General features: G+C 43.4%; 19 protein-coding genes and 1 pseudogene. 4 read left to right on the forward strand and 16 right to left on the reverse strand.

Going from position 1 to position 15,311, the window contains the following annotated elements; all coding sequences use genetic code 11:
- Positions 1 to 62 precede the first annotated feature (62 nt).
- The 11 genes and pseudogenes from DXC01_RS20325 to rpmG form a co-directional block, all read right to left on the reverse strand.
- Entirely contained in the window at positions 63 to 593 is a 531-nt protein-coding gene (locus tag DXC01_RS20325) for an HAD family hydrolase (RefSeq protein WP_118699098.1), read from the reverse strand.
- A 66-nt stretch (positions 594 to 659) separates the two neighbouring features.
- On the reverse strand, positions 660 to 1,457 hold the full coding sequence (locus DXC01_RS13490; protein WP_118699099.1) for a hypothetical protein: 798 nt from the start codon (positions 1,455 to 1,457) through the stop codon (positions 660 to 662).
- An 11-nt stretch (positions 1,458 to 1,468) separates the two neighbouring features.
- Positions 1,469 to 1,615, reverse strand: a pseudogene (locus DXC01_RS13495) (metal-sensing transcriptional repressor); the annotation flags it as partial.
- Positions 1,611 to 2,198, reverse strand: a complete 588-nt coding sequence (locus DXC01_RS13500) for an HD domain-containing protein (RefSeq protein WP_022213406.1) — start codon at positions 2,196 to 2,198, stop codon at positions 1,611 to 1,613. The gene DXC01_RS13500 and the pseudogene DXC01_RS13495, both read right to left, overlap by 5 nt.
- 126 nt (positions 2,199 to 2,324) lie before the next feature.
- On the reverse strand, positions 2,325 to 3,143 hold the full coding sequence (locus DXC01_RS13505) for a transglutaminase domain-containing protein (RefSeq protein ID WP_022213405.1): 819 nt from the start codon (positions 3,141 to 3,143) through the stop codon (positions 2,325 to 2,327).
- Between the two features lie 25 nt (positions 3,144 to 3,168).
- Entirely contained in the window at positions 3,169 to 4,131 is a 963-nt protein-coding gene (locus DXC01_RS13510; RefSeq protein WP_022213404.1) for a D-alanyl-D-alanine carboxypeptidase family protein, read from the reverse strand.
- Between the two features lie 270 nt (positions 4,132 to 4,401).
- Positions 4,402 to 5,094 (reverse strand): 50S ribosomal protein L1, encoded by a 693-nt coding sequence (rplA, locus tag DXC01_RS13515; protein ID WP_022213403.1) that lies wholly within the window; start codon positions 5,092 to 5,094, stop codon positions 4,402 to 4,404.
- A gap of 62 nt (positions 5,095 to 5,156) precedes the next feature.
- A complete protein-coding gene (gene rplK / locus DXC01_RS13520; protein WP_015540664.1) occupies positions 5,157 to 5,582 on the reverse strand; it encodes a 50S ribosomal protein L11 in 426 nt (141 codons plus the stop codon).
- A 57-nt stretch (positions 5,583 to 5,639) separates the two neighbouring features.
- Positions 5,640 to 6,155 carry a transcription termination/antitermination protein NusG gene (nusG, locus tag DXC01_RS13525; RefSeq protein WP_022215465.1) on the reverse strand — a complete coding sequence of 172 codons (516 nt, stop codon included), beginning with the start codon at positions 6,153 to 6,155 and terminating at the stop codon, positions 5,640 to 5,642.
- A gap of 16 nt (positions 6,156 to 6,171) precedes the next feature.
- The gene (gene secE / locus DXC01_RS13530; RefSeq protein ID WP_022215466.1) at positions 6,172 to 6,381 is read right to left on the reverse strand and encodes a preprotein translocase subunit SecE; all 210 of its coding nucleotides are present in this window, start codon (positions 6,379 to 6,381) and stop codon (positions 6,172 to 6,174) included.
- Positions 6,382 to 6,441: 60 nt separating this feature from the next.
- Positions 6,442 to 6,591, reverse strand: a complete 150-nt coding sequence (rpmG, locus tag DXC01_RS13535) for a 50S ribosomal protein L33 (RefSeq protein ID WP_044925727.1) — start codon at positions 6,589 to 6,591, stop codon at positions 6,442 to 6,444.
- Positions 6,592 to 6,857: 266 nt separating this feature from the next.
- On the opposite strand from rpmG, the gene DXC01_RS13540 reads away from it, so the two are divergent.
- Together DXC01_RS13540 and DXC01_RS13545 are read left to right on the forward strand one after the other, a co-directional pair.
- Positions 6,858 to 7,643, forward strand: a complete 786-nt coding sequence (locus DXC01_RS13540; RefSeq protein WP_022215468.1) for an ABC transporter permease — start codon at positions 6,858 to 6,860, stop codon at positions 7,641 to 7,643.
- A gap of 1 nt (position 7,644) precedes the next feature.
- Positions 7,645 to 8,382 carry an ABC transporter ATP-binding protein gene (locus tag DXC01_RS13545; protein WP_022215469.1) on the forward strand — a complete coding sequence of 246 codons (738 nt, stop codon included), beginning with the start codon at positions 7,645 to 7,647 and terminating at the stop codon, positions 8,380 to 8,382.
- A gap of 49 nt (positions 8,383 to 8,431) precedes the next feature.
- On the opposite strand, the gene DXC01_RS13550 is transcribed toward DXC01_RS13545, so the two are convergent.
- Genes DXC01_RS13550 through DXC01_RS13560 form a run of 3 tightly spaced genes read right to left on the reverse strand, consistent with a single transcriptional unit; the run spans position 8,432 to position 11,496 of the window.
- A complete protein-coding gene (locus tag DXC01_RS13550) occupies positions 8,432 to 9,268 on the reverse strand; it encodes a glycosyltransferase (protein ID WP_022215470.1) in 837 nt (278 codons plus the stop codon).
- 4 nt (positions 9,269 to 9,272) lie between these two features.
- Positions 9,273 to 10,109 carry a LicD family protein gene (locus DXC01_RS13555; protein WP_022215471.1) on the reverse strand — a complete coding sequence of 279 codons (837 nt, stop codon included), beginning with the start codon at positions 10,107 to 10,109 and terminating at the stop codon, positions 9,273 to 9,275.
- Positions 10,078 to 11,496 carry a sugar transferase gene (locus DXC01_RS13560; RefSeq protein WP_118699100.1) on the reverse strand — a complete coding sequence of 473 codons (1,419 nt, stop codon included), beginning with the start codon at positions 11,494 to 11,496 and terminating at the stop codon, positions 10,078 to 10,080. Before DXC01_RS13560 ends, DXC01_RS13555 begins: the two co-directional genes overlap by 32 nt.
- A 377-nt stretch (positions 11,497 to 11,873) precedes the next feature.
- On the opposite strand from DXC01_RS13560, the gene DXC01_RS13565 reads away from it, so the two are divergent.
- Together DXC01_RS13565 and glgD are read left to right on the forward strand one after the other, a co-directional pair.
- On the forward strand, positions 11,874 to 13,013 hold the full coding sequence (locus tag DXC01_RS13565) for a glucose-1-phosphate adenylyltransferase (RefSeq protein WP_022215473.1): 1,140 nt from the start codon (positions 11,874 to 11,876) through the stop codon (positions 13,011 to 13,013).
- A 1-nt stretch (position 13,014) separates the two neighbouring features.
- On the forward strand, positions 13,015 to 14,130 hold the full coding sequence (glgD, locus tag DXC01_RS13570; protein ID WP_022215474.1) for a glucose-1-phosphate adenylyltransferase subunit GlgD: 1,116 nt from the start codon (positions 13,015 to 13,017) through the stop codon (positions 14,128 to 14,130).
- Positions 14,131 to 14,143: 13 nt separating this feature from the next.
- Here the strand turns inward: glgD and DXC01_RS13575 are convergent, their stop codons facing one another.
- Complete coding sequence (locus DXC01_RS13575) at positions 14,144 to 14,854, reverse strand: histidine kinase dimerization/phospho-acceptor domain-containing protein (RefSeq protein WP_243111627.1); 711 nt, start codon at positions 14,852 to 14,854, stop codon at positions 14,144 to 14,146.
- A gap of 206 nt (positions 14,855 to 15,060) precedes the next feature.
- Positions 15,061 to 15,225: a hypothetical protein gene (locus tag DXC01_RS20150; RefSeq protein WP_158583636.1), complete on the reverse strand. Its 165-nt coding sequence runs from the start codon at positions 15,223 to 15,225 to the stop codon at positions 15,061 to 15,063.
- Positions 15,226 to 15,311: the final 86 nt, after the last annotated feature.

Below are 15,311 nucleotides of genomic sequence, written 5' to 3' on the forward strand. Positions count from 1 at the left end.
TTGTAAAAAATTTGCGCGCCTAACTCATCACTAGAAGTAACGAGAATGCGGCGCGCAGTTATTCAATAAATCATCGTACATCCCTGATTCAGAAATTCTTCTGCCTGTTTTTCCACATCTGCCGGGAAATTGATCCGATTTTCATGAAGCATATCCACATTTCCCGCCAAAATTGTGTGTGTATCCACTTCACACGAAACGCCGCGTCCAGGGATCATCTCAAACTGTCCGGTGGATAACAGTTCTCTCTTCATTTCCTGTCTGTAACAGTTTACGACTGCTTTTCCAAGCGGATGTTCAGACAACTGCTCTGCCGGGATAGTTTTCTCTCCTGCTTCTGTGAGCACTCTGGCTGTCTGTGGTGTCAGATGTACCAGTTTCTCAATACCTGCCCTTGCCTTAGCAACAGTCAGTTCTTCCAGAAGTCCTCCAAGCTGCATGATGAAGGCAACTTCACCGGCTGCAAAATCTTCTCTGATGAGTACGGATGCGATCAGGGCCAGCGAAACAAGTACGTCTGCCTTGATATCAAACTCTGTGACAAGTCCGATGACTGCTTCCAGAATGATCGGGATTCCGCACAGAATGATCATTTCTATTTTCCATAAAATCGACAAAAAAAATAAAAGCCTGGGCGCACCATAGCTTTTATTTTATGTTTATGCGATTTTTTTGCGGAAAGCAGCTTTATAATCATATTGACCATATTTGATTCCACAGTATCTGTTCATTCCTCTTCTTTTTCCGAAGTAAGAATCATATACCCGGCCATTGATTTCTGTCCATGTATGTAAATTGTCTTTTCTTGAGGCTCTGGAACAGACATATACGTTTCTGTAGCCAATTACTTTCGCTATATATGCCATTGCACATGCGTATGAAATACAGTTGCCTGACCTGCGCTCAAAAAGATCGTTGGCATTTATCGCACACCAGGCATCTCCACCTTCACTGAGTGTTCTCCAGGCTCCCAGTCCATTGCACTGCATCCATCTGTAACAGACCTTAAGCTTCTGTGTTTTGCTCATGCCACTGGTTGTAACTCCGTTTACAATCCTTCGCGCATTCTGATAAGCCTTCAGATCATTTAACTGCTCTCTGTTGAGCTTTTTACCAGATGGTGACAGATACCGGGATCCTTTTTTGATTCCCTGGACATGTCCATTGTTCTCAATGTAATATGTTTTTCCTGCACCAGTCACATTTTTTCGCTGCAACACACCATTGGCATTGAAAAAATAATAATTCATGCCTACTTTCTGACACCCTTTGACAAACTTTCCATTTCTCTGGTACTTTCGTCCATTAGCTGTAGTAACCCATCCACTCCGCATTCCGGATGTGAAATCTGCTACACTTTCTTTCATTCCTGCTGCACTTACTGTTTCTGTCATAACCGGAGATATTACCAGAAGTGCACATATAGCTACTGTCAGCAGCTCTTTTATTTTTTTCATAATACACCTTTCTATTTCATATTTGCAAAATGTTCTACTGCCTTTGTAAAGTTCTCAATTGTTTTGTCCGGATCCCCATGTTCAATTCCCTCCCGGACGCAGTGCTTGATATGACCTTCCAGCACCACCTGACCTGCTTTATGCAGAGCCGATTTAGCTCTCTCCTCTTTCTGATTTAGCTCTGCACTCTGCGATCTTTTTCCTGCTGTCATTTCGTACTTCATTACGAAGTTTTGTCAGATATTCTGAAAACTGAACTTTGTCATTACCATAGGTCATCTGCAGGTCATACTCAAGCGGAATCCATGTAGAAATATCGGATTCATTATGCTGGATCAATGCCTCCAGATTGTCCAGTGCCTTATAAATTCTGGCTTCCAGTGTCTGACGTTCCTCCATCTCCTGGTAGAGTGCCTGCATTTCCTCTGCAAATGGCTTCGGAAGCTGTCTGACCCATTCCTTCAGTCGTTGTGCTTCTTTCTCCTCATCTGATTCTGTCTTTTCGAATGTAGGAATATCACCTGTAAAAGCTTCTCCAAGATCATGAATCAGACACATTTTCATTAGTTTCTCTATATCAGCTTCCGGGAATTCATCGCTGACAAAATATGCCATCAATGTGATTCTCCATGAATGCTCTGCGACACTTTCTCTCCTACCGCCTGATGTGTAACAGTGTCTTGTCGCATCTTTCAGTTTCTCTGCTACGGCCAAAGCCTCCAGCAATCTGACTGGTTCCATATGTGTGTCATCCCTTTTATTTATAATCGCCTTATTATAGCATCTTTTTCTCAATAAAACTACGTTTAAAATATTAATTTTTACTAAAAAAACCGGTCCATTTCTGAACCAGTTTTTTAGATTTTCTCAGGAAAGTTTTTTCTTTGTAACCGGAGATAAGGTGTAAACACCATAACTTACATTATAGTTTCTGCTGTAGCTCTTGGCTTCTGCAAAAAGTGGATCGTATACACGTCCATTGATCTCTGTCCATGCATGAGAGTTGTCGTCGCTTCTTACACCATCTGCACAGATATAAACATTTTTGTAGCCGAGGGCTTTTGCAAGGTATGCGAAAGCGGATGCATCTGCGATACAGTCACCACAGCCGCGTTCAAAATGATCGTTTGCCTGTACTGCGTACCATACCGGACCACCCTGATCGAAACGTCTCCATGTAAAATAATATTTGCTCATAACCCAGCGGAAACATGCTTCCAGTTTCTGGCTTTTGGACATTCTGCTGTTGGTAACCTGATTTATTACATTTCTTGCATTCTGATATGCTCTGAAATCCAGGGCTTTGTTTGCTGACATTGCCTTTCCGTTGTTATAATAAAAAGTGGAACCTTTCCTCCAGCCTGTTACATGTGCGTAGTCGTCAATAAAGTACTGTACACCCTTGTAGGTTGTGTTTTTCTGTGCTTTAAATCCGTTTTTATTAAAAAGATAAACATATTTGCCGATCTTATGACAGCCTGTAATGTATTTGCCGTTTTTGAAATATCTCATTCCACCGGTTTTGAGTTTGTACCAGCCTTTGATCGTGGTCTTTTTCTTTGTTGTTGTGGATGTTGTCTTTTTTGTTGATGTGGTTGCTGCACTGGCTGTTTCTGTAAATGTCGGTACTGTCGTCATGAGCATCGCGCAGAGACAGAATGCCAGTATCTTTTTCATTTTTTTCATGTTAAACATGACCTCTCTTAAAAATTTATTTTCCATACAATACCGAGGAGGCTTCTCCCAGGCGATTGTATAGTTTTACTGCATCATCAATATGCGGGGTTCCTGCCTGATATGCACCGGCAGTTACCAGTATGTATTCTATGTCGTCAATTTCTGCAAAGCTTGCAAGACAGCAGCCTGCTTCACTGGTGAATCCTGTTTTGCCGCCCAGGATCTGCCCATCGATGACTGTTGTGTCGGATAAGTTCTTGAACATGGTGCTGTAAAAAGTGAAACCATCCGGGTGCACGTTGGTTGCCTGTGTGGAATGATAGGGGCTTTCTATGATCTCACGAAAGGTGTCATTCTTGAGAGCGTAGTGCAGAAGGGTTGCGATGTCCTTTGCGGTGCTGTAATGGTTATCTGCGTGGAGACCTGTTGTGTTGCAGAAATGGGTATTGTCTAAGCCGAGTTTTTCGGCTTTCTGGTTCATCAGGTCTACGAAGGCATCTTCAGAGCCGGCGATCGTGACGGCGAGGGCGCGGCAGCACTCTGCTCCGGAGGGGAGCATGACGCCGTAGAGATAGTCTATTGCGGGGGCGGTTTCACCGGGCTGGAAACCTGCCTGGGTTGCGTCCTGGGCGTAGAGGTCGGCTACCATATCGTTGGTTAGGGTGATCTGCTGATCCAAATCGCTCAGATTCTCTATTGCTACGATTGTGGTCATGATTTTGGTCATGGAGGCGGGATACATTTGGGTATCGCCGTTTATGTCGCCGATGACTTTGCCGGTGCCTGCCTGCATGAGAACTGCGTAGGAGCTGTTGATGCCGGTGATGTCCAGCTCCTGGACTGATGGTTTTGTTAGTTGGTTTATCCAGATGGTGATCTGGGTGCCGAAGCCGAAGTTCTGGGAGAATACCAGAAGGAGTGAAACTACTACCAGGATTTCTGCTATTAGGATGATGATTTTACTTTGTAAGGAATTTTTTCTTCTTTTCTTTGTCAAACTGACTCCCTCGTTTCCGAATTGTAGGTTTTGGGTTTTATTTTATCATTTTAGCATAAAATGGTGTAATTTTGAATTTTTTTGTGTTTGGAAACATTAAAACCCTTAGGGGGAGCATCTCGAAGTCTGCGAAGGCCGAAGCTCCCCCTTCTTAGCCACGCGGTTTTGGTATGGGGACGGGCGTGCCTGGGGCGCCGCCCTGGGGATTGGGAAAATCATATTAAAAAAAAGACATCCCTGCTTGCGCGCGGGATGTCTCTCTTATTTATTTTAGGCAAATTTAACTGGGTTGACTTTGACTCCTGGTCCCATGGTTGGGGTAAGGACAACGCTTCTTAAGTACTGTCCTTTCAGGGTGCTTGGTCTAGCCTTTACAATTGCCTCCATGAGCGTCTGGAAGTTGTCGCTTAACTGTTCCTCAGTAAAGGAAGCTTTACCGATCGGAACATGGATGATATTGGTTTTGTCAAGACGGTATTCAATCTTACCTGCTTTAATATCATTGATTGCTTTTGTAACGTCCATAGTTACTGTTCCAGCTTTCGGGTTCGGCATGAGACCTTTTGGTCCGAGTACACGACCAAGACGTCCTACAACACCCATCATGTCTGGTGTAGCAACAACAACGTCGAAATCAAGCCATCCTTCGTTCTGAATTCTCGGGATGAGATCTTCTGCTCCTACGTAATCTGCTCCAGCTGCTTTTGCTTCTTCTGCTTTTGCGTCTTTTGCAAATACGAGAACACGAACTTTTTTACCAGTTCCATGAGGCAGAACTACTGCACCACGGATCTGCTGGTCTGCATGACGTCCATCGCAGCCTGTACGGATGTGAGCTTCGATAGTTTCGTCAAATTTAGCAACTGCTGATTTCTTTACAAGGCTGATAGCTTCAGCGGTATCATATAATGTTGCGCGGTCTACTGCTTTAGCAGCTTCCACGTATTTCTTTCCTCGTTTCATTTCTATAACCTCCTGTGGTAATTGCGGGAATTTCCCTCCCACTCACTTCAATTTGTAATTTCTCAGTCTACGACTTCGATTCCCATGCTTCTTGCAGTACCAGCGATCATGCTCATAGCTGCTTCAAGGGATGCTGCATTCAGGTCTTTCATCTTCAGTTCGGCGATTTCCTGAACCTGAGCTTTTGTTACTTTTGCAACTTTTGTTTTGTTCGGTACGCCGGAACCGGATTTGATGTTAGCTGCCTTCTTAAGAAGAACTGCTGCCGGCGGAGTTTTGGTTATGAAGCTGAAACTTCTGTCTGCATAAACAGTGATAACTACAGGAATGATAAGATCTCCCTGATCTGCTGTTCTTGCATTAAACTCTTTTGTGAACTGTACAATGTTTACACCGTGCTGTCCAAGAGCCGGACCAACCGGTGGTGCTGGAGTTGCTTTACCAGCAGGAATCTGTAATTTAATATAGCCTGTTACTTTTTTTGCCATTTTTCGGCACCTCCTATGTGGTATTGGCGGGGGTTGTTCCCTCCCACTTGAATGTGTTTACGCTTTCTTAATATCTGCGAAACTTATTTCTACCGGCGTTTCGCGGCCAAACAATTCAACATTGATAGTAACCGTCTGCTTCTGAGTGCTGAGCGCAGAAATAACGCCTGCGGTGTCCTTCCAGGCTCCGCCTGTTACGACAACCATGTCACCCTCTGCAAAATCTACCTGAATGTCTTCTTTCTTGATTCCTAACGGAAGCATTTCTTCTTCTGTAAGAGGAACCGGTTTGGATCCCGGTCCTACGAATCCGGTAACGCCTCTGGTGTTACGAACAACATACCAGGTATCATCATTCATGACCATGTTGAGAAGCACATAGCCCGGAAACATTTTTTTCTGGACCTGCTTTGCAGCACCGTTTCGCATCTCTACTACATCCTGCAGCGGAACGCGAACTTCCAGAATCTGGTCTTCCAGGTGTCTGTTTTCGATTGTTTTTTCAATGTTAGCTTTTACTTTGTTTTCATACCCTGAATAAGTATGAACAACATACCATTTTGCTTCTGACATACAATCACCGTTATCCTTATTTCATTAAAAGATTTACACCTTCCAGGATTGCAGAATCCATAATACTGATGATCACAGCAAGTACTACTGTAATGGCAACAACCGCAATGGTCTGTTTAACCAGTGTAGGTCTGTCAACCCAGACAATCTTTTTGAATTCCGATTGAAGTCCCTGAAACCATTTTTTCTTCTGACCAGTGCCAGCAGATTTTTCTTTCTCTTGCATAGTCTAACCTCACAATTCGTTACTGCTCACGAAGTGAACAGTCACCTTAATTCTTTGTGATTACTTTGTTTCCTTGTGCAGAGTATGGGTACGGCAGAACTTACAATATTTCTTTGTTTCAAGACGCTCAGGATGATTCTTTTTCTCCTTGGTCATATTGTAGTTACGCTGCTTGCACTCCGTACATGCCAATGTAATCTTAACGCGCACAACTTCCACCTCCAGTGTTTTCATTTGCGTGAGTCTTTCTTTTATTTTTTGCATAAAAAAAAGACCTAACTTCCATGTCGCCCGTCTAGTTTATCACACCTTATACATGAAGTCAAGTGTTTTGCTTTTTTTTATAGAAGTATTTCTTATAAAAATAAGTTTTCTCTTGTCAACGTTCCCTCTGTAGTGTATGATAAAAAAGTCGAATGCCCTCAGTTTTCTGGGGGTCTATAATTTTATCAAAAATAAATATAGGAGCGGATTTTATGTTTAATCGATTCAAGGATGACTTGAAGAAGTACTGGAAGTACGCAATCTATTCTTCCAAGGCTCAGTTAAAATCCGAAATAGCCAATTCCTATCTGAACTGGCTGTGGTGGGTACTGGATCCTCTTTGTTTTATGCTGATCTATGTATTCATGTTCGGATATGTTTTCAAGTCCAATCAGCAGTACTTTGCAATTTTCGTCTTTATTGGTATCACTCTGTGGGACTTTTTTAATAAATCTCTTTTGCAGAGTGTCAAGGTAATCAAGGCCAATAAGCCGATCGTATCCAAAGTATATATACCGAAATTCATCCTTCTTTTTGTCAAGATGGGCGTTAACGGATTTAAGATGTGTATTTCCCTTCTTATTATTCTCGCCATGATGCTTGTATTCAGAGTTCCTGTAACCTGGAATGTTCTGTATTTCATTCCTATTCTGATGACTCTGATTGTTATTGTATTTGGATTTTCCTGTTTTCTCCTTCATTACGGAGTATTTGTAGAGGATCTTTCCAATGTGCTGAACATTGTGCTGCGTTTCCTGTTTTATCTGACCGGTGTATTCTGGAATATCATGGACAGGCTCCCGGCACCTTACAACGATTATATCGGAAAGGGAAACCCTATTGCGTTTTTGTTGACTGCCTCCCGTGACTGCCTGATCTACGGCAAAACACCTCACAGGAAACTTCTTCTTATGTGGTTTGTTGTCGGAGTTATCATCAGTATCTTAGGTGTACGTAAGATCTACAAAAATGAAAACAGTTATGTAAAGGTGATATAATATGGAAGAGAAACATGCTATTGAAGTTACTGATCTGGTCATCAGCTACCAGAATCTCAAGAAAACTTCTATCAAAAAGAACCTGTTACAGTTCCACCGTCAGAAGGCTGACCGTTTTGTAGCTGTAAAGGGAATCTCCTTCTATGTTCGTGAAGGTGAGATCCTTGGAATCATTGGTAAGAACGGATGTGGTAAGTCCACCACATTGAACGCTCTGGCCGGCATCTTTTCTCCGGACAGCGGAACGATCGATCTGAAGGGACATTCCATTTCCCTTCTGTCCATTGGTGTTGGTTTCCAGCGTGAAATGACCGGAAGAGAGAATATCATTCTTTCCGGTATGCTCCTTGGTTTCTCCGAGGAGGAAGTTCGTGCAAAGGAAGCTGAAATTGTTGAGTTTGCTGAACTTGGTGAATTTATTGATATGCCTGTAAGGACCTACTCAAGTGGTATGTACTCCAAGCTGGCATTCTCTATCACCGCTATTCTGGAAACAGACATTATGCTGATCGATGAGGTCTTAAGTGTCGGTGACCAGAAATTCAAGAAAAAGAGTTACAACAAAATGAAAAGCCTGATCTCCAATAAGGAGCGTACTGTTATCATCGTATCCCACAGTATTGAGACTCTTCAGGAACTGTGTGATACCGTTATGTGGATGCATGATGGACAGATCAAACGAATCGGTGAGCCGAAGCCGGTTCTTGAAGAATATGTAGACTTCATGGAGAAGAACTAAAAAATGTGCTGGTCATCAGATGTGATCAGCACATTTTTTATACATAAACTTATTTGACATTTCTTAAGAAAAGATGATAAAACTTTTCCCTGGCTCCGCCCGGAATCATTCCGACTGTTGTACGGACCAGACAGTTCTTAATATATTCCTTACGGGTAATAAATTTCTTACAGTAAAGATATCTCTGGAAACGCAGTACCCAGTGAAGATACTCTCTGCCGCCTCTGCGGTCATACATTCCATTTCCGGTACGCATATCAAGAATCACTTCCTGAACATTATATCCCTTGCACCCTTTACGCAACATACGCACCCACAGATAATAATCCTCAAATCCCGGGAAGTCCTGATAATTTCCCGCATGAAGAACAGCCTCCCTGCGGAACATCATACATGGATGATTAAAAGGATTTCTCTTCTTGGCATACTGCAGGATTTCCTCTGAAGTCCTCGGCAGCACTCTCAGGCGATCCATATCGCCCGGTTTCCGGGAAAATTCCTGCAAAGTACCACTCACCAGATCATATCCATCACGTTCTATGATGCGGAACTGTCTCTCGCATCGATCTGGTCTGCTGATGTCGTCACTGTCCATTCTGGCGATCACAGAACAGCGGCATCTTGGAACGCCTACATGTAAGGCATTCCCCAGCCCTTTATTCTCCTTGAGGCGAATAAGCTGAAGCTTTTCTCCCATCTGTTTCTGCGCCCATGTGATTACCTCATTCAGTTCATGGGACAAAGGTCCGTCACAGACAAGTACAAAATCTGAAAAAGGCAAAGTCTGATTCAGCATGCTCTCAATGCTCTGCCGCAAAAACTCCGGATTTTCTTTTCCATATACCGCCATCAGAACAGAATATGTCATCTCTGAATCTGTTCCCATACGATCACTCCTTAATTCTGGTATTATGATGGTTCATCTCCTGAGCGGACGGCGGATTCCAGTACTCTCCGTACATCTGGCGGAGAACAAAATCATAATCCTTCGGTCCTCTCAGCGAAATATCCTCAAACGGATAATCTGCACCTTTACCGTAGTGCTTCCTGTGGAACATTTCCTTGAGCTTGTGGATCCCCATAAAATTTACCAGATATGGTGAACTGTCATAGGAATATTTCTGCATCATACGATCCAGACGCTTCAGTTCTCTGTCTGTACGGAAAATCTTCTCTACCGGAAGGATCTTGCCTGCATTGATCAGGATCTGTTCATGCAGCGGTCTCTTGCGCTTGAGATCGACGTTTGTCGAAAACAGGGAATAATTTACCCTCGCTCTTGCGATCAGAAGCCGGAAGCAATGAAATTTACGGAGATATTTGTTGCCCGGCATTCCATCCAGAGGAAAAATATCGATCCATGCTTCTTTTTCCGCATCAACAGCTGCGGATTCATCGATCACCTTGACACGGCTGTCTGTGATCCTCGGTACATAATGATGATAACCTTCTGTTTTCTTAAAGCTGCAGTAATGAAGGTATTCCGGAAGTTCTTTCTCTGCGATCTTCTCGAAGCGTCTGAAATCCGGTCTCGGCATTCCCACATCAATATCATCATCCCACGGGATAAAGCCTTCATGTCTGACCGCACCCAGCAGTGTTCCTCCGAGTGCATAATAGCGCAGATGATGTTTCTTGCATATTCTCAGGAATTCTTTCAGAATGTCCAGCTCTACAAGCTGAAGTTTCCTGAGATCATTTTGATTCTCTGTTTTCTGTTCTGCCATGGTGAAGATCCTCCCCTGTAATTTCCTCTACGGAATCTTTCAGTGCATTTACCTGATTATCATCTACACCCTCAGAAACTTCCTTCTGGAAAAAGATCTTAACTGTCATCAACAGAAGTTTCAGATCGAGGAAAAACGAATAGTTCTCAATATAGAAGAGATCAAGTTTGAGTTTATCATATGGTGTCGTATTATATTTGCCATAAACCTGTGCATAGCCGGTAAGTCCTGCTTTAACTTTCAGACGATAATAAAATTCCGGAAGTTCCTTACGATATTCACGCATAATTGTCTTACGTTCCGGTCTCGGACCTACCAGGGACATGTCTCCCTTAAAGACGTTGAATAACTGCGGAAGCTCATCCAGATGAAGATTACGAAGAACCTTACCGACCGGTGTGATCCTGGAATCATGTTTGGATGCAAGTCGCGCACCATGTTTCTCAGAATCCACACACATACTGCGGAATTTGCAGATCTTGAACGGCTTGCCACCAATAGTAAGTCTCTCCTGGAAATAAAATACAGGACCACCGTCGTATAATTTGACACACAATGCCGCGATCAGCATGATCGGAGATGCCACAACAATTCCAATCGCAGATACTACGATATCCAGAAGTCTCTTGGCTGCACGCTGTTCCACAGAAAGTCCCATGTTCTTAGCAACCAGAAGTGGTGTGTCAAAAAGATGGATACGTTCACTTCCCATCAGAATGACATCCGAGATCTTCGGACTCAGATAACAACGGATAGAATGTGCAAAACAGTGTTTCAGATAACGGTTCCTGACCTGTGAAGGAAGATCCCAGATGATAACTCCGTCATATTCCTTCATCAATCGATAAATTTCTTTCTCTCCTGCATCAATGTGAACCTTGCCGCTGATGTCATATTTGTCCTTACGGGAATTCATCTTGTGGATCAGGTCCCCCGGATCTCTGTCCCCGTAGATCACCAGCAGTTTACGCGCACGGTAAAGTCTGGAATAAATATATCTTGACAGCCAGATCCAGATCAGAATGATCACAAACTGTACCAGCGTCATCTCCACCATCGGCCACGGATCAAGGAACCAGCGGTTGATCAGGGTTATCTGGAAATATGTGATAACATTCGTACAGATCGTCGCGATCGTCATCGAATAAAATACATCGATACGCTTCAGGTAACCGACCTTGAGTCCTCCATATAATCTGGAAAACAGGACATTGATCAGGGCATAGATCGCGATCAGCACCCAGTTACCTTTTCTCCAGAAAGGTTCAAAGATCAGACCACGGTAAAAATCGTACCAGATATACGCAAAAACAGCTGTCTGGGCGATCACCACAAGGCTTGCCAGACAGAAAACAACAAAGCGTTTAAAATCTTCTCGTCTTTTCACCAGAATACCTCTTATTCTAATCATATATTATTTCTTTTTCCTGACGTTGCTATTATAACGTATATCTTCTTTTCCGTCCAGTCATTGCAAAATGTTTGCCGTTTTTCCGCTCTTTCGGGTGTGGTTTTATGGATGTTTGCGACAATTTTTATTCGTATTTTGTAGTATTTTGTAGTATTTTAGTGCATTTTACATGATTTTTGTTTGTTTTTTACTTATTTTTCCTTTTTTTTCATTTTTTTTAATGCATTCTTTACAACACGCAATTTTTTTCTTCAATAAAATAGACTTTTTTGCTCAAAAATGTAGAAATGTTTTTGTAAAAATTGTATAATAGGAGACATACAAGCATTATTAAAGGAAAGTGAGGGTTCACTATGAAACAAAACAACATGTTAGCGATGATCCTGGCTGGCGGCCGTGGCAGTCGTCTCCATGAACTTACCAACAAAGTTGCCAAACCGGCAGTTTCATATGGCGGTAAATACCGCATCGTTGATTTCCCGTTAAGCAACTGCGCTAACAGCGGTGTCGACATCGTGGGTGTTCTTACCCAGTATGAATCTGTCCTTCTGAACAGTTATGTAGCAGCAGGCGGTCGTTGGGGTCTTGATGCAAGAGAAAGCGGAGTTTTCGTTCTCCCGCCTCGTGAAAAAGCCGATGCTGATCTGGATGTATACAGAGGTACTGCTGACGCTATTTCTCAGAATATCGACTTTATTGACAAATACTCACCAGAATATCTTCTGGTTCTCTCCGGCGACCATATCTACAAGATGGATTATGACAAGATGCTGGATTACCACAAGGAAATGAATGCAGACGCTACCATCGCTGTTATCGAAGTACCGATGAAGGAAGCAAGCCGTTTCGGTATCATGAACACAGACGGTGACGGACGTATCGTTGAATTCGAAGAAAAACCTGAACACCCGAAGAGCAATCTTGCATCTATGGGTATCTATATCTTTAACTGGAAACTGCTTCGCAAGATCCTTCTTGCAGATATGAAGAATCCTGATTCTCACCATGACTTTGGTAAGGACGTTATTCCATGTCTCCTGAATGATAAGAAGACACTTGCAGCTTACAAATTCAAAGGCTACTGGAAGGACGTAGGAACCATCGATTCTCTCTGGGAAGCAAACATGGATCTTATCGATTCCCGCAACGAACTGAATCTGAACGATCCGGCATGGAAGATCTACACAGAAGACACATCCGCTCTTCCTCAGTACATAGGACCAAACGCCAAAGTAAATAAGGCCTTCATTACCCAGGGCTGTGTTGTAGAGGGTGAAGTAAATCATTCTGTACTGTTCACCGGATGTAAGGTCGGCGAAGGTGCCAAGATCATCGACAGTGTACTGATGCCAGGCGTAGAAGTAGCTGCAGGCGCAGTTGTACGGCGTGCTCTTGTTGCCGATAATGTCAAGATCGGTCAGGATGCTGTTGTCGGCAGCGCAGACAGTGAAAATATCGAACTCGTGTCCAAACGTGTAAAGGGGGTAGAATAATATGGCAAGAGCATTTGGAATTGTCACATCTTCCGGATCCCATGTTAATGTAGGAGGACTTCAGCAGTATCGTCCGATCGGTGCTTTCTCCTTCCTTGGAAGATATCGTGTCATCGACTTTCCTATTTCAAATATGAGCAACAGCGGCATCGACCGCATTCAGGTATATGTAAAGAACAAACCGCGTTCTCTGGTAGAGCACCTCGGAACCGGCCGTCATTACAACATCAACTCCAAGCGTGGTAAACTCCAGCTTATGTTCTCCCAGAACAGCTCAGAGAACGATGTATACAATACAGATATCGCAGCTTTCGCTGAAAACCTTGAATTCATCGAGCGTATGCATGAACCCTATGTGATCATCGCTCCTGCTTACATGGTATACGCTGCAAACTACAGTGAACTTCTTCAGGCACATATTGATTCCGGTGCGGACATTTCTCTTCTGTATCATTCCGTTGATAACGCAAGAGAATCTTTTCTGAACTGCGATATCCTGAACCTGAACAAGCAGAAAGGTGTCGAATCCATCGAAAAGAACCGCGGAAGTGCTCAGAAACGCAATATCTTCATGGATACCTATATCATGAACAAAGAGCTTTTCATTGACCTCATCAAAAAAGCCAAAAAGATCTCTTCCATGTACACTCTGCCGCAGATCGTAGCAGCTTCTCTTGGAGATCTGGATATCCGTGGTATTGCACACAGAGGATACTTTGCATCTATCACTGACTTTAACAGTTATTACAATGCAAACCTCTCTTTGATCGATATCAAGACTGCTGAGGGACTGTTCAATCCGGAATGGCCAATCTACACCAGAACCAACGATTCCTGCCCGACTCAGTATCTTGAGGGAGCAGATGTTAAGAATTCCGTTATCTCCAACGGCTGCATCATCGAAGGAACCGTAGAGAACTCCGTAATCGGACGTGGCTGCCAGATCAAACCTGGTGCTGTCGTTAAGAACAGTGTTGTACTTGCTCATACTGTAGTTGGTGAGAATGCACACATTGAGAATCAGGTTATGGATAAATGGGCCAGGGTTATCCATGGCAATGAGATCATTGCTGAGGAGGGACATCCTGGATATATCCGCAGAGATGATATACTGTAATCCAAACTTTCTTTTAATAAAATGAAAAAATACCCGGCGGGCAGTTTGTCCATCGGGTATTTTTTCGTCTCTGATCCTTTTTTATAAGATAACGGTAATCGTTAATCCTCTGCCATTTTTGTTCTCTGCCGTGATACTGGGATTCTCCGCTTTCCATTTCCATGACCTCTGTGTTTGCATCGATGATCGTCAGTGGTGTCTTGAGCTCGTGGCTCGCGTCTGTGATAAAGCGTTTCTGTTTCTGGATACTCTCTTCTACCGGTCGGAATACCATCCTGGAAAAGATCACTACCAGCAGAAAGACGTATTTTGCTCCGTCTTCTGTCTCCGTCACTCTGTAGCGGTAGATTCCCTGGAATCCTGTGGTTTTGTTTTTTTGCTGAGCTGTCTGTGTGTATTCCTCGGCAGTCTCCTCATCAACCGCTGCGATCCTGTCCAGATCACAGTCTGTGACTTCTCCGTTCTCATCCACAGTCACAGTAAAATAGCGCGTCTCAAATGGTGTCTCCACAGAAAAACGACTCTTGTCTTTTTCATCATTCTCTGGTTTCGCCGGTGGAGTCTCTGTGTCGTCCTGCTCATGCCGTGACGGCTCCTCCGGGAATTTCCCGTCGTTCTGTTCGAGAAGTGCTGTCATTTCATCTGCACGGTCCAGCATTTCTCTGTAATTGCTGAAATTGACAACGCCCATGATGGCGGTGAGCACCAGCATGGTCGAAAGCATTGCCACTAGAATAAATTTTTTCTTAAATCCCGTATCATGACTGTATCTCCAGATAATAGCCCTGTCCTCGTGCTGCTTTGATCTCCACGTTACGGTCTGTTGAGAGCACCTGACTCGGGTTTGCCGCAAGGAGTTCCATGACCTGAAACTCCTTGTTTGGCAGTCTGCACGCATCTGTGGGGGATTTTAGTTCAAAGGTGGTGCAGTCAAGGGAAAGATTTCCGACTTTTAATGTTGAGCTGACGGCTTCTGTCCGAGGAACTATCGGTAGATTCTGCCGCTGTCGCTGCGGAGCTTCCTGCTGCGTAAACGCTTGCTGTTGACATACTTAATACTAATCCTAACATTACTGCTACATATTTTTTCTTCATAAAAAAGTTCCACCTTTCTGTGTACGTTTCGATAAGTACACTATACAGGTGGAACTTTAATTTTACTTTAAAGTAGTTGTGAAGAT

Source organism: Blautia sp. OM07-19, assembly GCF_003481595.1.
In the GTDB taxonomy this organism is placed as follows: Bacteria; Bacillota; Clostridia; order Lachnospirales; family Lachnospiraceae; genus Blautia_A; species Blautia_A intestinihominis.